We start from the raw sequence: 15,795 nt of genomic DNA, 5'->3' as shown, positions 1-15,795 counted from the left end.
CCCGTCATGAACCAGCCGCTCGCGGGCTTCGCCCCCGCACCCGTCACCGCCCGCATGGAGAACCACGGCAACAACATGCTGAAGGTCGCCATGCAGACCGGAAGCGACCTCTTCGCGCGCGTGGGCTCGATGATCGCCTACGAGGGCTTCATCCAGTACGAGCCCAACCCGCCGGCCGTGCGCCAGATCGCGCGCGACTGGATGACGGGCGAGGGCGCACCCCTGATGAAGTGCTCCGGAGACGGACTGCTCTACCTCGCCGACTACGGCGCCGACGTCGTCGTGATCAACCTCAACGGCGACGGGATCTCCGTCAACGCCACCAACCTGCTCGCCTTCGACACGTCCCTCACCTGGGGTGTCGAGCGTGTCAAGGGGCTCGCCAAGTTCGCCGGACAGGGCCTGTGGAACACCAAGATCAGCGGCCAGGGCTGGGTCGCGCTGACCTCCCGCGGCAAGCCGATCGTCGTCGACTGCGGTGGCGGCGATGACGAGACGTACGTCGACCCGGACGCGCTCGTCGCCTGGTCCCCGAACCTCAAGGTGAAGGGCAAGCGCAGCTTCAAGGCGCAGTCCCTGATCGGCCGCGGCAGCGGCGAGGCCTACCAGATGGCCTTCTCCGGGCAGGGCATCGTCGTCGTTCAGCCCAGCGAGGACAGCACCGACCGACTCCGGCTCCGGGGCTGAGGGGGGAACACGACACCATGCAGAGCCCGCTTTTCGCGTTCAACGACTCGCAGTCCCAGGACCGCTACAGCCTCCAGAACAAGCAGATGCTGCGCATCGTCCTGGAGGGCCACGACGACATCCTCGCCCGCAAGGGCACGATGGTCGCCTACCAGGGACTCGTCGAGTTCGACGCCGAGTACCAGAACACCCAGCAGGCCTACGCGCGTGCGGCCACCGGCGAGGGCCTCAGCCTGATGCGCTGCCACGGGCAGGGCACGGTCTTCCTCGCCAACCTCGCCCAGCACATCCACGTAGTGGATGTGCTGGGCGAGGTTGGCCTCACCGTCGACAGCAGCTACGTCCTCGCGATGGACTCCTCGCTGCATCACGAGGTCATCGCCGTGGACAGCCAGTACGGCATCTCCGGCTCCGGGAAGTACCAGCTCAACATCACCGGACGCGGCAAGGTCGCCCTGATGACCTCGGGCGCGCCCCTGATGATGCAGGTCACGCCCGACAAGTACGTCAACTGCGACGCCGACGCGATCGTCGCCTGGTCCACCGGCCTGCGCGTCCAAATGCAGGCCCAGACGCACTCCTCCGGGGTGTGGCGGCGCCGCGGCAGCACCGGCGAGGGCTGGGAGCTGAGCTTCATGGGCAGCGGTTACGCGCTCGTCCAGCCCAGCGAACTCCTGCCCCCGCAGAACGCCGGGATCGGCCAGGGCCTCGCCGCGCAGTACGGCATGGGCCAGCACGGCGCCCACGCGCAGAACCAGGGCAACGCCTGGAGCTGAGCGTCCGGAAAACCAACGTAAGGGGCGCCCGCAATAGCGGGCGCCCCTTACACGTTCAACGCTTCCCCGCACGCTCAACACGTGCCACACCCCGCTCAGATCCTGGCGCGCGTCGCCTCCAGCAGCCGCAGCACCGACTCGTCCGCCACGGCCGCCACCTCGTCGTAGGGGAACCAGCGCAGGTCGAGGGACTCGTCGCTGATCTCCTGGACGGCGCCCGGAGGTGCCACGACCGCGTACTGGACGTCGTAGTGGAAGTGGCACGGTGCAGGGATGGGGTGGAGGTCGAGGCGGACCGGGCCGCCCGGCAGCAGGGTCAGTTCGGTAATGCCGGACTCCTCCGTGGCCTCGCGCAGGGCAGCCGCCTCCAGGGAGGTGTCCTCCGGTTCGCAGTGGCCGCCCATCTGAAGCCACATCCGCAGCTTCCTGTGCAGGGTCAGCAGCACACGACCCTGCTCGGGGTCGATCACCAGGGCGCTCGCCGTGAGGTGACCGGCATGGCAGGACTTCCACATGCCGTCCGCGTGCGCGGCCAGGTGGTCCAGGTAGGCCTGGCGCAGCTTTGTCTGGTCCTCGTAGCTCTTGAGTACGAGGACCGCGTCGTCGTACAGGCTCACTCGGTGTCGTCGTCCTTGGAGTCCTCGTCCTTCGTCAGGTTCGGCTTCTCCGCGGAGCCGCTCGCCGCCTCGCCGAGCATCTTGTCCAGCTCGGAGAAGTCGAGCTGCTCGCGGTGCACGAAGCCGTCCGGGTCGTCCAGGTCGGAGGCCGTGGGCAGCATGTCCGGGTGGGCCCACAGACCGTCCCGGCCGTCGACACCGCGCGCGTCCGTGAGCGAGGCCCAAAGACGGGAGGCGTCGCGCAGCCGGCGCGGGCGCAGCTCCAGGCCGATCAGCGTGGCGAACGTCTGCTCGGCGGGACCGCCCGTCGCGCGACGGCGCCGCAGGGTCTCGCGGAGCGCGTCGGCCGACGTCAGACGCGGCTTCGCGGCAGCGTGGACCACCGCGTCCACCCAGCCCTCGACGAGCGCCAGAGCCGTCTCCAGACGCGCCAGGGCGGCCTTCTGCTCCGGTGTGTCCTCGGGCTGGAACATGCCCTGCTGGAGGGCGTCCTGCAACTGCTCCGGGTTCTGCGGGTCGAACTGGCCGACCACGTCCTCCAGCTTGGCGGTGTCGACCTTGATCCCGCGCGCGTACCCGTCGACCGCGCCGTACAGGTGCGAGCGCAGCCACGGCACGTGCGCGAACAGACGCTGGTGGGCCGCCTCGCGCAGGGCGAGGTAGAGCCGCACCTCCTCCTGGGGGACGCCCAGGTCCTTGCCGAACGCCTCGATGTTCAGCGGCAGCAGCGCGGCCTTGCCGACCGGGCCGAGCGGCAGACCGATGTCCGTCGAGCCGACGACCTCGCCCGCGAGCGTGCCCACGGCCTGCCCGATCTGCGTGCCGAACATGGCGCCGCCCATCGAGCGCATCATGCCGATCAGCGGGCCCGCCATGGCCTGCATCTCCTCCGGCAGGACATCGCCCATGGCCGCGCCGACGCGCTCGGCGACCGGGTCCACGAGCTCCTTCCACGCGGGCAGGGTCGCCTCGACCCACTCCGCGCGGGACCACGCCACGGCGGAGCCGGCGCCGGACGGCAGCGAGGTCGCGTCGTCCAGCCACAGGTCGGCGAGGCGGACGGCCTCCTCGACCGCGGTGCGGTCGGCGGGGCCGATGCTCGCGTCCTTGACGCCGTCCTGAGTGCCCTGGGAGACCGTCTGACGGGCGATCTGCTTGGCCATGTCCCAGTTCACCGGGCCGCCCTCGTACGAGAGCATCTGGCCGAGCTGCTGGAACGCGGCGCCCAGGTCGTTGGGGTTCAGGGAGCCGAACATGGCTGCGAGCGGATTGTCCGCGCCGGGGCCGCCAAAGCCACCGGCACCGGGCAGCCCGCCAAAACCGAACGGGTTGGCCGGTCCCTGACCACCACCGCTCTCCTGGTCCTTCTTCTTGCCCTCGTCGCCGTCGTCCGGCTCCTCCGGCGGAAGGCCGAATCCGAATGGGGTGTCACTCACGGGATTCCTCGGCTGTTAAGGCCGCCGGTTCTCTCCGACGGCACGACTGCCCTTCAACACCACCCAGCGTAGACACCGCGGGCCGATCGGGCCTCGGTGCTTCGCCGAGACCTGGCCTGCGGCAGGATGGATGCCACCTGGTCCGGACGCGTCACGCGCGTCCGTACTGAAGACAACCGCTGGAGACGCCCGGTGAGTTCCCCAGATCCGCAGGTTCGCGCAGCGCGAAACCACTCAACCAGTCCCGCCGTGCGCGGGCCCGTCGTCGCGGTCACCGGCGCCGCGTCCGGAGTCGGGGCGCTGCTGACCGAGCGGCTCGCCGCGTCCGAGGAGATCAAGCAGGTCATCGCCATCGACGAGCGGCGCGGGGAGTGCGCCGCGGCCCAGTGGCACATCCTCGACGTGCGGGATCCGGCCATCGCGGAGAAGCTGCGCGGCGCCGACGTCGTCGTCCATCTGGCGCTTGACCTCGATCTGGAGACCGACCCGGCCGCCCGTTCGGCGTACAACGTGCGGGGGACGCAGACCGTGCTGACCGCCGCCGCGGCGGCCGGTGTGCACCGGGTCGTGCTGTGCACCTCGGCGATGGTCTACGGAGCGCTGCCCGACAACGAACTGCCCCTCTCGGAGGACGCCGAACTGCGCGCCACCGCGGAGGCCACCGGGGTCGGCGACCTGCTGGAGGTCGAGCGCCTCGCCCGGCGCGCGCCCCGGGCGCACCCCGGGCTCAATGTCACCGTCGTCCGCCCCGGAGTGCTCGTCGGCGGCACCGACACCGCGCTGACCAGGTACTTCGAGTCACCCCGGCTGCTCGTGGTGGCCGGGTCACGCCCCGCCTGGCAGTTCTGCCACGTCGAGGACCTGTGCAGCGCCCTGGAGTACGCCGTCCTGGAGAAGGTCGACGGGGAACTCGCCGTCGGCTGCGACGGCTGGCTGGAGCAGGAGGAGGTCGAGGAGCTCAGCGGCATCCGCCGCATGGAGCTGCCGTCCGCCGTCGCGCTCGGCGCCGCCGCCCGGCTGCACCGGATCGGGCTCACCCCGTCCCCGGCCGGCGACCTGGCCTACACGATGTACCCCTGGGTGGTCAGCGGGAGCCGGCTGCACGACGCGGGCTGGCGGCCGCAGTGGACCAACGAGGAGGTCCTCGCCGAGCTGCTGGAGGAGGTCGCAGGGCGCCACACGGTCGTCGGGCGACGGCTCGGCCGCAAGGACGCGACGGCGGCCGGTGCCGCGGGCGCGACGGTCGCGCTGCTCGGCGCGGCGGCGGTCGTACGACGCGCGCGCAAGGCCCGGCGGCGGATCTGAGCAGCGCGAGCCGCTGATGCGCGTGCTCCTGTAGGACGCTCCAAACGGGCACCCGCGCGTGCCTGTCGAACGTGCTATTCCGGGCTGTCGGTGGGGTGGGGCACGATGGGGGTATGGCATCCACGATCGACCATCCCGGTGAGAAGGCCGCGCAGGATCCCGTCAAGCTGATCGGGATCCGGGACACGCCGCTCTCCGTGGACGAGGTCTTCAAGGCCGTCGGGGACGACGCGGCCGGTGGGACCGCCCTCTTCGTCGGGACCGTGCGCAACCACGACGGCGGAGCCGATGTCGACGAACTGGGGTACTCCTGCCACCCCAGTGCCGAGGCCGAGATGCGCCGCATCGCCGAGAAGGTCGTCGCGGACTACCCGGTGCGGGCGCTGGCCGCCGTCCACCGGGTGGGGGACCTGCGGATCGGGGACCTCGCGGTCGTCGTCGCCGTGTCGTGTCCGCACCGGGGTGAGGCGTTCGAGGCGTGCCGGAAGCTGATCGACGACCTCAAGCACGAGGTGCCGATCTGGAAGCACCAGAAGTTCTCCGACGGCACCGAGGAGTGGGTCGGCGCCTGTTGACGCACGCTCACCGACTTCTCAGCCGCCCTCCGGTTGCGTAACCGGCCCCCTGCCATGAGCGTTGTCAGTGGGGCTGGCTAATCTGCAGATCAGTCAGTTGAGTTCACTCATCCGGGGTTGGGAGGTCGGCATGGCGGCACTCGCCTGGTTGTTGATTCCGCTGGTGGCCGCGATAGGTGCCGGCCTGTGGGGCAGCTGGGCCAACAGAACCCGCAAGGCACGCAGCGACGGCCCGGAACTGGACGGCTACGCCCGCTTCCGCGAGGCCATGGAGAAGTCCCACTCGGGCACATGAACGGACGCGTGAACGGAGAGCGGCCCTGACGGTGCGCTGACAGAAGCGTCCCGTACTGTCGTGCCATGCCACGCCGCACCGCGACGATGCTCGCCTCCACCCTGATGCTGATCGCGCTCCTGTGCGCGGGAGTCCTCATCAACGTCCCGTACGCGGAGATGTCGCCGGGCCCGACGGTGAACACGCTCGGGGACCACGACGGCGAGCCGGTGCTGCAGATCACCGGGCGCAAGACCTACCCGACGACCGGTCACCTGAACATGACGACGGTCCGGGTCACCAGCGCCGACTACAACATGAACCTCATCGAGGCCATGTACGGCTGGCTCGCCCACGACGACAAGATCGTCCCGCACGACACGCTGTACCCCGACGGCAAGACGGAGCAGCAGTCGACCCAGGAGAACGCCGAGGAGTTCAGCCAGTCCCAGGAGAGCGCCAAGGTCGCCGCCCTGGACCAGTTGGGCGTCCCGGTGAAGTCCTGGGTGATCGTCTCGACGGTCGTCAAGGGGACCCCGGCCGAGGGAAAGCTGCACGCCGGTGACGTGATCAAGGCCGTCGACGGTACGACGGTGAAGCAGCCCGACGATGTCGCGAAGCTGGTCACCAAGCACAAGCCCGGCGAGAACGTCGTGTTCACGATCGTGCCGGCCAAGGAGCAGGCCGACGCCGTGAAGGCGAACAAGACGGCGACGGCGACGAAGAGCATCACGATCACCACCGCGACCTCCGACGACACCGGCGCCAAGCGCGCCATCGTCGGCATCTCGGCCGGAACCGATCACACGTTCCCGTTCACCATCGACATCAAGCTCGCCGACGTCGGCGGCCCGAGCGCCGGCCTGATGTTCGCGCTCGGCATCTACGACAAGCTGACCCCGGGCGACCTCACCGGCGGCAAGTTCGTCGCGGGCACCGGCACGATCGACGACGACGGCAAGGTCGGCCCGATCGGCGGCATCTCGATGAAGACGGTCGGCGCGCGCAGCAAGGGTGCCCAGTACTTCCTGACGCCGGCCGACAACTGCGCCGAGGCCGCCAAGGACACCCCCAGCGGTCTCAGGCTCGTCAAGGTCAACACCATCAAGGACGCGATCAGCGATCTCAAGCTGATCAACAGCGGCAAGACCGACGACCTCCCGAAGTGCAGCACCAAGGGCTGAACTAGCCCCTTCTTTAGAACACGCCTCTTCTTTAGAACGAGCCTCTTCTTTAAGAAGACGTCTCTTCAGAAGGCCTCGCGTACGACTCCGGGGGCGCCCCCAAGCAAAGGGCGCCCCCGGAGTCGTACGAAAAGAACCGGAACCAGTAGGGGACGTCAGTCCTCGAAGGTCGCCGACAGGGCCTCCGCGAGGCCCGGGACCAGGGCGCCGCCGGTGAGGACCTCCGTAGGGGAGTCCTTCTCGCGCAGGCGGAGGGCCGAGTCGCGGGTGCCGTCGCGCAGGACCGCGACCGTCATGCGGACCTCCTGGCGGTCCGGGTGCTGGGCGACCCACTGGGTGAGCTTCTTCTCGCTCAGGCCGTCCGGGACGGAGGCCTCGGCGGACGGTGGCAGCATCAAACGCTCGACCGTGAGCGCGCAGCCGGCCACCGCGTCGGGCCAGGCGATCGTGCCGAGGAACTCGTCCAGCGGCTTTCCGGCCGGGATCTCCTCCTGCTCGATCGGGGTGAGACCGGTGGTCTCGGGCGCGTCCCGCAGGCCGAGTTGGGCCGCGAGGCCGGGTTCCTGGGCCCGCAGGCGCGCGGTGTCTACCAGGGCGAAGAGGCGAGCGGGCTGGTCCCAGCCGAGGCCGGAGGCGTACTCGTCGATCTCGAGTACGGCCCGGGTGAGGGGGTTCGCTGCCATGGGAGTGTTGGACATGGTCACAATCCTGCCTCGTTCATGGCCGGAATCGGGAACCGAGTAAACGGTGAGTAAGTTGCATAGGTGTGGGCCCGCGATCACGCGGGGCTACGGAGGGTCCCCGAAACCGGGGACCTGACGCAACGACAGCGACCAACAGCGAACTTCGAGGTGCGCACCTTGGCTTTCCAGATGCCGGACCGCGGCGGAGGCCCGCAAGGGCCGCGGATCAGAGTGGGCCGCCCGTCCCGGCGTGTCCGGACTTTGCTCATGACACTGGGCGTCCTTGCCGTACTCGGCATGGCGTTCACGATGTTCGCGGGCTTCTGGACGGACTGGCTCTGGTACCGGTCGGTGCATTACTCGTCCGTGTTCACTACCACCCTGACGACGAAGATCGGCCTGTTCTTCGTCTTCGGTCTGCTGATGGCGGCCGCGGTCGGGGTGAACATCTGGCTGGCGCACCGTCTGCGCCCGCCGCTCAGTGCCATGTCGATGGAGCAGCAGAGCCTCGACCGCTACCGCATGGGCATCGCGCCGTACAAGAAGTGGCTGCTGCTGGCGGTCACCGCTCTCGTCGGGCTGATCGCGGGCGCCTCGGCGTCCAGTCAGTGGCGGGTCTGGCTGATGTGGGTCAACGGCGTGCCCTTCCACCAGAAGGACCCGCAGTTCGGCCTCGACGTCTCCTTCTACGCGTTCGACCTGCCCTGGTACCGCTTCCTGCTCGGCTTCGGCTTCGCCGCCGCGATCCTTTCGCTGCTGGCCGCCGCGCTGACGCACTACCTGTACGGCGGCCTGCGGATCACCAGCCCGGGCGCGCGCGCCACGGCCGCGGCCACCGGGCATCTGTCGGTGCTGCTCGGCATCTTCGTCGCCCTCAAGGCGGTCGCCTACTGGCTCGACCGGTACGGACTCGCGGTCAAATCCAGCGACTTCAAGGCGACCGGTGACTGGACGGGCCTCAGGTACGTCGACGCGAACGCGTATCTGCCGGCCAAGACGATCCTGTTCTGCATCGCCGTCATCTGCGCGCTGCTGTTCTTCGCCACCCTGTGGCGGCGCACCTGGCAGCTGCCCGTCATCGGCTTCGGCCTGATGGTGCTCTCCGCGATCCTCATCGGCGGCCTGTACCCGGCGATCGTCCAGAAGTTCACGGTCCAGCCGAACGAACAGGCCAAGGAAGCCCCGTACGTCCAGAAGAACCTCAAGGCGACGCGCGAGGCCTACGGCATCGACGACACCAAGGTCACGGAGTACTCGGGGACGAGCACCACCAAGGACAAGACCAAGCTGCGGTCCGACGTCGACTCCACGGCGAGCATCCGGATCGTGGACCCGAACGTCGTGTCGCCCACGTTCCAGCAGCTCCAGCAGATCAGGAACTACTACGCGTTCCCGACCAACCTGGATGTCGACCGCTACAGCGAGGACGGCAAGGACCAGGACACGGTCATCGGTCTGCGTGAGCTGAACCTCAACGGCATTCCGAAGAACAACTGGATCAACGACCACTTCCGCTACACGCACGGCTACGGCGTGGTCGCCGCCAAGGGCACCGAGGTCGACTCCGAGGGCCGGCCGGTCTTCACCGAGTCCGATCTGCCCTCCACGGGTGACCTCGGCCAGTACGAGCAGCAGATCTACTACGGCGAGAAGACCACCACGTACTCGATCGTCGGCGGTCCCCAGAAGGAGATCGACTACTCCGACGACAGCGGTGAGAAGACCACCAGTTACACGGGCAAGAGCGGGGTCAACCTCTCCAACCCGCTCAACCGGGCCGCGTACGCCGTGGCGTTCAACGAGCCGCAGATCCTCTACTCGGGTGCCATCGGCGAGGGTTCGCGGATCCTGTACAACCGCACGCCCAAGGAGCGCGTCGAGGCGGTCGCGCCCTGGCTGACCATCGACGGTGACGCCTACCCGGCGGTCGTGGACGGCCGTATCCAGTGGATCGTCGACGCGTACACGACGAGCAACGGATACCCGTACGCCTCGCGGACGACCCTCGGGGACACCACGGCCGACTCGCTCACCGCGACCAACAACAACCGCGCGGTGGTGGCCCAGCAGAACCAGGTCAACTACATCCGCAACTCGGTGAAGGCGACCGTCGACGCGTACACCGGTGCCGTCAAGCTCTACCAGTGGGACACCGAGGACCCGGTCCTGAAGACCTGGATGAAGGCGTTCCCCAACACGGTCGAGCCCAGGAAGGACATCTCGTCCTCCCTGATGGCCCATCTCCGGTACCCGCAGGACCTGTTCAAGGTCCAGCGCGAGCTGCTCACCCGCTACCACGTGACGGACGCCCAGACGTTCCTCAGCGGCAGCGAGGTGTGGCAGGTGCCGGACGACCCGACCAACAAGTCGGGGAGCGCGGTCCCGCCGTACTACCTGAGCATGAAGATGCCGGACCAGGCCGCGCAGGCCTTCTCGTTGACGACGACGTTCACACCGAACGGCAGAGACAACCTGAGCGCCTTCATGGCCGTCGACTCCGAGGCCGGCACTCCGGACTACGGCAAGATCAGAATCCTGAAGCTGCCGACCAGTACGACCGTCGGCGGACCTAAACAGGTGCAGAGCGCCTTCAACTCCGAACAGGACATCGCCGAGTCGATCAAGCTCCTCAAGGGCGGCGACTCCGACATCGAGTACGGCAACCTGCTGACGGTGCCGCTCGACGGAGGACTGCTGTACGTGGAGCCCGTCTACGTACGCGGTGGCGGGCTCAAGTACCCGCTCCTGCGCAAGGTGTTGGTGGCCTACGGAGGCAAGACCGCCTTCGAGGACACGCTGGACGAGGGGCTCAACAAGGTCTTCGGGGCGGAGACCACCACGACTCCGCCACCGGACGAGACCACCACTCCACCGACATCCAGTAATCCCACGGTCCAGGCGGCGTTGAGCGACGCCCAGAAGGCCTTCGACGCCGGGCAGGCGGCGCTGAAGAAGGGCGACTGGGAGGCGTACGGGCAGGCGCAGAAGGATCTCCAGTCCGCGTTGAAGCGGGCCGAGGAGGCGCAGGCCGCGGCGGGCAAGAGCAAGAGCAGCCCGAGTCCCAGCAGCAGCCCCAGCAGTAGTCCGAGTGCCGGCAGCAGTCCCAGTAGCAGTCCGAGCAGTTCGAGTGGTTAGCGCAGCTCAGACGGCAGTTGATCACTAGGTCAGAGGTCCACCCCGCACCGTGGTACGGTTGCAACACAACGGCGCGGGGTGGAGCAGCTCGGTAGCTCGCTGGGCTCATAACCCAGAGGTCGCAGGTTCAAATCCTGTCCCCGCTACTGATCGAGAAGGCCCGGATCCTTTCAAGGATCCGGGCCTTCTCGCTGTGCGAACGCGTGTGCCGACGAGGGTGACGGCCGTGCCGCCGGGGGGACTTGGTGAAACCGTGTTTCGCTTGTCTCTCTGTGGGCATGTCGACAAAACGCTGTAGAGACCTCACTGGCTGCGGTATACCAGGTGTACCCAGGTTGCAGGTGGTGCGACGATGGACGTTATGGGGGACAAGGCAACTCTGTTGGATACAGGGCGTTTTGTGCAGCCTTCCGACCGGGACGAGACCGGTGACGGAGAGGCTGTCGACGAGGCACGCACACGGCTCGCCGCACAGGCCGGCGACGTCGAGGCGACGAGTGTCCTCGGAGCGATGCTGCTGCGCCGCGGTGATCTCGACGGAGCCGAGCCGCTGCTGCGTGCCGCCACCGCCGAGGGCGACCGGGCCGCGGCCAACAACCTGGGTGTCCTCCTCCACCAGCGCGGATACACCGACGACGCCGCCGGCTGGTGGCGGATCGCGGCCGTGGCCGGTTCCGCCGCTGCCGCGCACGCGCTCGGCCGGTACCACCGCGAGCGCGGCGACGAGCCCGCCGCCGAGTACTGGCTGCGCCAGTCCGCCGAACAGGGCCACGCGCTGGGCGCCTACGCGCTCGCCGATCTGCTGGAGCACCGCGGGGACACCGCGGCCGAGCGCTGGATGCGGTCCGCCGCCGAACGAGGGCACCGCGAGGCCGCGTACCGGCTGGCGCGGGCGCTCGATCGCCGGGCGCCGCACGAGGACGAGCGTGCGTACCCGTACGAGTACCAGGGCCGGGGCACGGGCGGGGACGGGGCCGACAACGGTGTCGCATCGGGTCCTGGAGCCTCGGGAGGCCCTGGTGCCTCTGGCGAACCCGGGGACTCGGGAGGCGAGGCCGAGCAGTGGTACCGGCAGGCCGCCGCGCGCGGGCATCAGCGGGCCGCGCTTCAGCTCGGGGCGATCCTGGAGAAGCGGGGTGAGCTCAAGGAGGCCGGGCGCTGGTATCTGACGTCCGCCAAGGACGGGGAGGCCCGCGCCGCCTGCGCGCTCGGGTTCCTGCTGCGTGACGCCGGCGACACCGAGAGCGCCGCCGTGTGGTGGCTCCGGGCCGCCCAGGACGGTGACGGCAACGCGGCCAACGCGCTCGGCGCGCTGCACGCCGAGCGCGGCGAGACACAGACCGCCGAGCGGTGGTACCGGGCCGCGATGGACGCCGGTGATGTGAACGGCGCGTACAACCTCGGGCTCCTGTGCGCCGAGCAGACGCGCACCGCGCAGGCCGAGCAGTGGTACCGGCGGGCGGCCTACGCCGGACACCGCGAGGCGGCGAACGCGCTGGCCGTGCTGCTGCTCCAGGGCGGCGACGCGACCGGGGCCGAGCCGTGGTTCTCCAAGGCGGCGGAGGCCGGGAGCGTGGACGCGGCGTTCAACCTCGGGATCCTCTTCGCCGGGCGCGGCGAGGAGACCGTCGCGCTGCCCTGGTACGAGCGGGCCGCGGCCGCCGGGCACACGGAGGCGGCGTTGCAGGTCGGGATCGCCCGGCTGCGGGACGGGGACGAGCGGGAGGCCGAGCGGCATCTGCGGTGTGCGGCGGGTGGGGGGAGTGCGGAGGCGGCTTATCGGCTTGCCTCGGTGCTTGACGCGCGGCGGCCTCCCACGCCCGCGCACGAGTTGGGTGAGCAGGTGCACGAGAAGACCGAGTGCGAGGAGTGGTACGAGCGGGCGGCTTCTCAGGGGCATCGGCGGGCGCAGGTGCGGGTGGGGATGCTTGCCGCTGCCCGCGGGGATGTCGTCGAGGCGGCTCGGTGGTACCGGGAGGCCGCGGAGGCCGGGTCTCGTAACGGGGCTTTCAATCTTGGGCTGTTGTTGGCTCGGGAGGGGAGTGAGCCGGAGGCGGCCGTGTGGTGGGCTCGGGCGGCTGATGCGGGGCATGGGCGGGCTGCGTTGCGGTTGGCGCTGGTGTACGCGCGGCGGGGGGAGTTGGCCGAGGGGCAGCGGTGGGCTGATCGGGCCGTTTCGCTGGGGCCGGCTGAGGTGTCTGAGCGGGCGGCTCGGTTGCGGGATGCGTTGCGGCAGGAGTTGACGGCTTAGGGGTGGGGATTTTCGCCCCCGCCGCCCCTACCCGTCCCATCCCCAGGGGCTGCCGCCCCTTCCGCCCCGCCTGGGGGCTGCGCCCCCAGACCCCCATCGGCCCCGAAAGGGCCTCGTCCTCAAACGCCGGACGGGCTGAGTGATGCCGGCCTGCGCTGGAAGTGTTGCGGCCTGCGCCGCAAGGGGTGCGGCCTGCGCCGCAAAGTGAGCGCCGGGCGGGCTGGCTCTGTCGGCACGGGTGAATAAGCGATTTGCTTCTCTCCGTACGTCTGACGTAGCGTTGCAAACACAACGGCGCGGGGTGGAGCAGCTCGGTAGCTCGCTGGGCTCATAACCCAGAGGTCGCAGGTTCAAATCCTGTCCCCGCTACTAAGGCCGAGGGCCGGAATCCAGAAATGGATTCCGGCCCTCGGTGTTTCTACGGCCGGTGGCCCGCCGCCTCTTCGTACAGCGAGCGGTCGACGGTCCTGGACTCCGGAAGTGTGGCGCCCTTCGAGACGCCCGCCGCCTTGTACGCGGCCTGTAGTCGGGTCGTCGTGCCGGCGCGGATCTCCCAGTCCATGGTCAGCGACGGGGTTGATCTCAGGACCGACTCGTCCGTCTTCAGGAGTTTCGCGAGGTACGTGACGAAGGTCGGGTCGCTCTTGTAGTCGTCGGCGTAGTACGTGTTCACCGTGCGGATGTAGGCCCGGAGGAGGGCTACGCCGGCGTCCACGTCGGCGTTCAGGAGCGTGCGGCCGTAGAGCATGCCGCCCAGGGGCTCGCCGAGGGGCTGGCCGCCCAGGAAGGCGTACGCGGGATCGTCGTCGACCTTGCGCCAGACCGGGTCGAGGAGCCAGGCGGAGTCGACGCCGCCGTTCTGGAGCGCGGTGAGGACGTCGGCCGAGCCGAGTTGCTGGTACTGGATCTTGTCGAGGCCGCCGCCGTGGGTCGCGAGGGCTTTCTCCATGGGGTATGCGATCACCGAGCCCTTGCCGATCATCGTGCCCATCCTGCGGCCCGCCATCCGGACGTCGGCCGCCGCCTCGCCGTTCTTCAGCTTGACCCACAGGCCGCTCTTCGACGTCGGGTCGGGTGAGAAGTTCCCGGCGACCCACTTGATGTCGAAGCCGCCCTTGATGCCGTTCATGACGGCGGCTTCCGGGGCCGCCCACATCGCGTCTATGTCCCCCTTGGCCAGCAGGGGCAGCGCGTCCGGGGTCGGCAGGACCTTGAGGGTGACGTCCAGGCCCTCCTTCTTGAACTCGCCCTTGTCCAGGGCGACTTCGAGCGGGGCGACATACTCCGCGCTCAGCGTTCCGGTCGCGATCGTCACCTTGCGTGTTTTGGGGAGGGGCTGGGGGGTGGGGGTGAGGGGGCGGCAGCGGGCCGGGGCGCGGGTGGGGGAGAGGTTCGCCGGGTCCGTCCAGGAGGACGGGCCGCAGCCGGCGACGGGGGTGACGGTGCGGGGGCCCGAGCCCGAAGTCCCGGAATCCTGGGCGGACTTCGACGAGCAGCCCGCCGACGCCAGCACGGCCGCCACGACGACCGCCACACCGTACACACGTCGTCGTCTCATGACTGTCCCCGTCCTCGGTCCCGTGGTGCCAACGGTGTGAGCAACCGGCCTGCCAGCCGCACCAGTTCGGAGAAGACGACGCCCAGGACCGCCACGCACACGATGCCCACGAACATCACGTCGTTCTCGAACAGGGCGCGGGAGTCGAAGATCAGGTGGCCCAGTCCGTTCGTCGCGGCGATCTGTTCCGAGGCGACGATGACCAGGACCGCCACGCCCGCCGCGATGCGCGCGCCCACCAGGACCGCGGGGAGGGAGGCGGGGAGGAGGACATGGCGGAACATCTGCCAGGGGCCGGCGCCGAACACCCGGCCCGCGTCGCGGTGTCCGGGGGGGATCGCCACGACCGCCGACATTGTCGAGATCCAGACGAAGAAGAAGACCGTGGTCGCGACCAGGGCCACCTGCGGGCCCTCGCCCAGGCCGAACATGTTCAGGAAGACCGGCAGCAGGGCCAGTTTCGGTACGACGTACAGGGCGTCCAACAGCGGTTCCAGCGCGGCCCGGACGAGGGAGAGGGAGCCCATCAGGAGGCCCAGGGCATAGCCGGCCGCCGTGCCGATCGCGTAGCCGGCCAGGACGCGCCGGGTGGTGGCCCACACGTCCGGCCACAGGTCGCCGGCGGCGGCCCGGGTCCAGCCGTCGGAGAGGATCGTCGAGGGGGCCGGGTAGACGCGGTCGTCCAACCAGCCCTGGGTGGCGGCCAGTTGCCACCACAGGATGAGAGCCATGGGTACGGCTGCGGCCAGGGTCAGTTCCAGGGCGCGTCTGCGGCGGTGGGTGCGTACCGGACGGAGTTCGTGCGGGCCGGGGCGGCGGACCAGGACCGACTCCTCGCGGTCGGGGGCGACCGTGCTCATGCGGGCACCGCCTCCTTGCGCAGCAATTCCCACAACTCGGCTTTCAGGGCGGTGAATTCGGGGGTGTCGCGGATGTCGCCGGTGCGGGGGCGCGGGAACGGCGGGCGGTGCTCCGCGATGATCCGGCCCGGGCGGGCGGACATGACCAGCACGCGGTCGCCGAGGACGAGCGCCTCCTCCAGGCTGTGCGTGATGAAGAGGGTGGTGGTGCGCAAGGTCTGGGTGAGGCCGAGGAGTTCGTCCTGGAGGATCACGCGGAGCTGCGCGTCCAGGGCCGCGAACGGCTCGTCCATCAGCAGGAGTTCGGGTTCTACGGCGAGGGCGCGGGCGATCGCGACCCTCCCCCAGTGCCTAAAGGGCAATGCCGTTGCTTTAGTGGTCGTGCCACCGGTTGTTCAGGGTGACGACGACCGGCGGGCGGCGGCTGCTGGCGGGTTCGCCTGGGGCTTTGCTG

General features: G+C 69.4%; 13 protein-coding genes, 2 tRNA genes and 1 pseudogene. 10 read left to right on the top strand and 6 right to left on the bottom strand.

The features are described 5' to 3' along the window. The first annotated feature begins 6 nt into the window (after positions 1 to 6). Both ACIRRY_RS35075 and ACIRRY_RS35070 read left to right on the top strand, forming a co-directional pair. Entirely contained in the window at positions 7 to 687 is a 681-nt protein-coding gene (locus tag ACIRRY_RS35075; RefSeq protein WP_403980920.1) for an AIM24 family protein, read from the top strand. 17 nt (positions 688 to 704) lie between these two features. Beyond that, entirely contained in the window at positions 705 to 1,463 is a 759-nt protein-coding gene (locus ACIRRY_RS35070) for an AIM24 family protein (protein ID WP_403980918.1), read from the top strand. Positions 1,464 to 1,558: 95 nt separating this feature from the next. On the opposite strand, the gene ACIRRY_RS35065 is transcribed toward ACIRRY_RS35070, so the two are convergent. Next, positions 1,559 to 2,080 carry an NUDIX hydrolase gene (locus ACIRRY_RS35065; protein ID WP_403980916.1) on the bottom strand — a complete coding sequence of 174 codons (522 nt, stop codon included), beginning with the start codon at positions 2,078 to 2,080 and terminating at the stop codon, positions 1,559 to 1,561. Further along, positions 2,077 to 3,516: a zinc-dependent metalloprotease gene (locus ACIRRY_RS35060; RefSeq protein WP_403980914.1), complete on the bottom strand. Its 1,440-nt coding sequence runs from the start codon at positions 3,514 to 3,516 to the stop codon at positions 2,077 to 2,079. The genes ACIRRY_RS35065 and ACIRRY_RS35060 overlap by 4 nt, the downstream gene beginning before the upstream one ends. 192 nt (positions 3,517 to 3,708) lie before the next feature. On the opposite strand from ACIRRY_RS35060, the gene ACIRRY_RS35055 reads away from it, so the two are divergent. From ACIRRY_RS35055 to ACIRRY_RS35040, 4 genes are all read left to right on the top strand, one after another. Beyond that, positions 3,709 to 4,821: an SDR family oxidoreductase gene (locus ACIRRY_RS35055; RefSeq protein WP_200689626.1), complete on the top strand. Its 1,113-nt coding sequence runs from the start codon at positions 3,709 to 3,711 to the stop codon at positions 4,819 to 4,821. Positions 4,822 to 4,934: 113 nt separating this feature from the next. Then, entirely contained in the window at positions 4,935 to 5,396 is a 462-nt protein-coding gene (locus ACIRRY_RS35050) for a molybdenum cofactor biosynthesis protein MoaE (protein ID WP_403980912.1), read from the top strand. Between the two features lie 130 nt (positions 5,397 to 5,526). Continuing rightward, positions 5,527 to 5,691 carry a hypothetical protein gene (locus ACIRRY_RS35045; RefSeq protein WP_403980910.1) on the top strand — a complete coding sequence of 55 codons (165 nt, stop codon included), beginning with the start codon at positions 5,527 to 5,529 and terminating at the stop codon, positions 5,689 to 5,691. 65 nt (positions 5,692 to 5,756) lie between these two features. Continuing rightward, positions 5,757 to 6,854, top strand: coding sequence for a PDZ domain-containing protein (locus ACIRRY_RS35040; RefSeq protein WP_403980908.1), 1,098 nt, complete (start codon positions 5,757 to 5,759; stop codon positions 6,852 to 6,854). Positions 6,855 to 7,009: 155 nt separating this feature from the next. On the opposite strand, the gene ACIRRY_RS35035 is transcribed toward ACIRRY_RS35040, so the two are convergent. Next, positions 7,010 to 7,552 (bottom strand): PPA1309 family protein, encoded by a 543-nt coding sequence (locus ACIRRY_RS35035; protein WP_403980906.1) that lies wholly within the window; start codon positions 7,550 to 7,552, stop codon positions 7,010 to 7,012. A 174-nt stretch (positions 7,553 to 7,726) separates the two neighbouring features. Between ACIRRY_RS35035 and ACIRRY_RS35030 the strand changes: the two genes are divergently transcribed. The 4 genes from ACIRRY_RS35030 to ACIRRY_RS35015 all read left to right on the top strand — a co-directional run bounded on the left by ACIRRY_RS35030 (position 7,727) and on the right by ACIRRY_RS35015 (position 13,292). After that, positions 7,727 to 10,672, top strand: coding sequence for a UPF0182 family protein (locus tag ACIRRY_RS35030; protein WP_403981470.1), 2,946 nt, complete (start codon positions 7,727 to 7,729; stop codon positions 10,670 to 10,672). 72 nt (positions 10,673 to 10,744) lie between these two features. Further along, positions 10,745 to 10,818: transfer RNA gene (locus ACIRRY_RS35025), tRNA-Met, on the top strand. Between the two features lie 206 nt (positions 10,819 to 11,024). Further along, positions 11,025 to 12,923 carry a tetratricopeptide repeat protein gene (locus tag ACIRRY_RS35020; RefSeq protein WP_403980904.1) on the top strand — a complete coding sequence of 633 codons (1,899 nt, stop codon included), beginning with the start codon at positions 11,025 to 11,027 and terminating at the stop codon, positions 12,921 to 12,923. A 295-nt stretch (positions 12,924 to 13,218) separates the two neighbouring features. Next, positions 13,219 to 13,292, top strand: a tRNA-Met gene (locus tag ACIRRY_RS35015). A 49-nt stretch (positions 13,293 to 13,341) separates the two neighbouring features. On the opposite strand, the gene ACIRRY_RS35010 is transcribed toward ACIRRY_RS35015, so the two are convergent. The 3 genes and pseudogenes from ACIRRY_RS35010 to ACIRRY_RS35000 all read right to left on the bottom strand — a co-directional run. Continuing rightward, complete coding sequence (locus tag ACIRRY_RS35010) at positions 13,342 to 14,481, bottom strand: ABC transporter substrate-binding protein (RefSeq protein WP_403980902.1); 1,140 nt, start codon at positions 14,479 to 14,481, stop codon at positions 13,342 to 13,344. Next, positions 14,478 to 15,341, bottom strand: a complete 864-nt coding sequence (locus tag ACIRRY_RS35005) for an ABC transporter permease (protein WP_403980899.1) — start codon at positions 15,339 to 15,341, stop codon at positions 14,478 to 14,480. The genes ACIRRY_RS35010 and ACIRRY_RS35005 overlap by 4 nt, the downstream gene beginning before the upstream one ends. Next, positions 15,338 to 15,682 (bottom strand): annotated as a pseudogene (locus ACIRRY_RS35000) (ABC transporter ATP-binding protein); the annotation flags it as partial. The gene ACIRRY_RS35005 and the pseudogene ACIRRY_RS35000, both read right to left, overlap by 4 nt. Positions 15,683 to 15,795: the final 113 nt, after the last annotated feature.

The organism is Streptomyces sp. NPDC101776, from assembly GCF_044766845.1.
In the GTDB taxonomy this organism is placed as follows: domain Bacteria; phylum Actinomycetota; class Actinomycetes; order Streptomycetales; family Streptomycetaceae; genus Streptomyces.
This window is presented reverse-complemented; position numbering and strand designations above follow the sequence as displayed.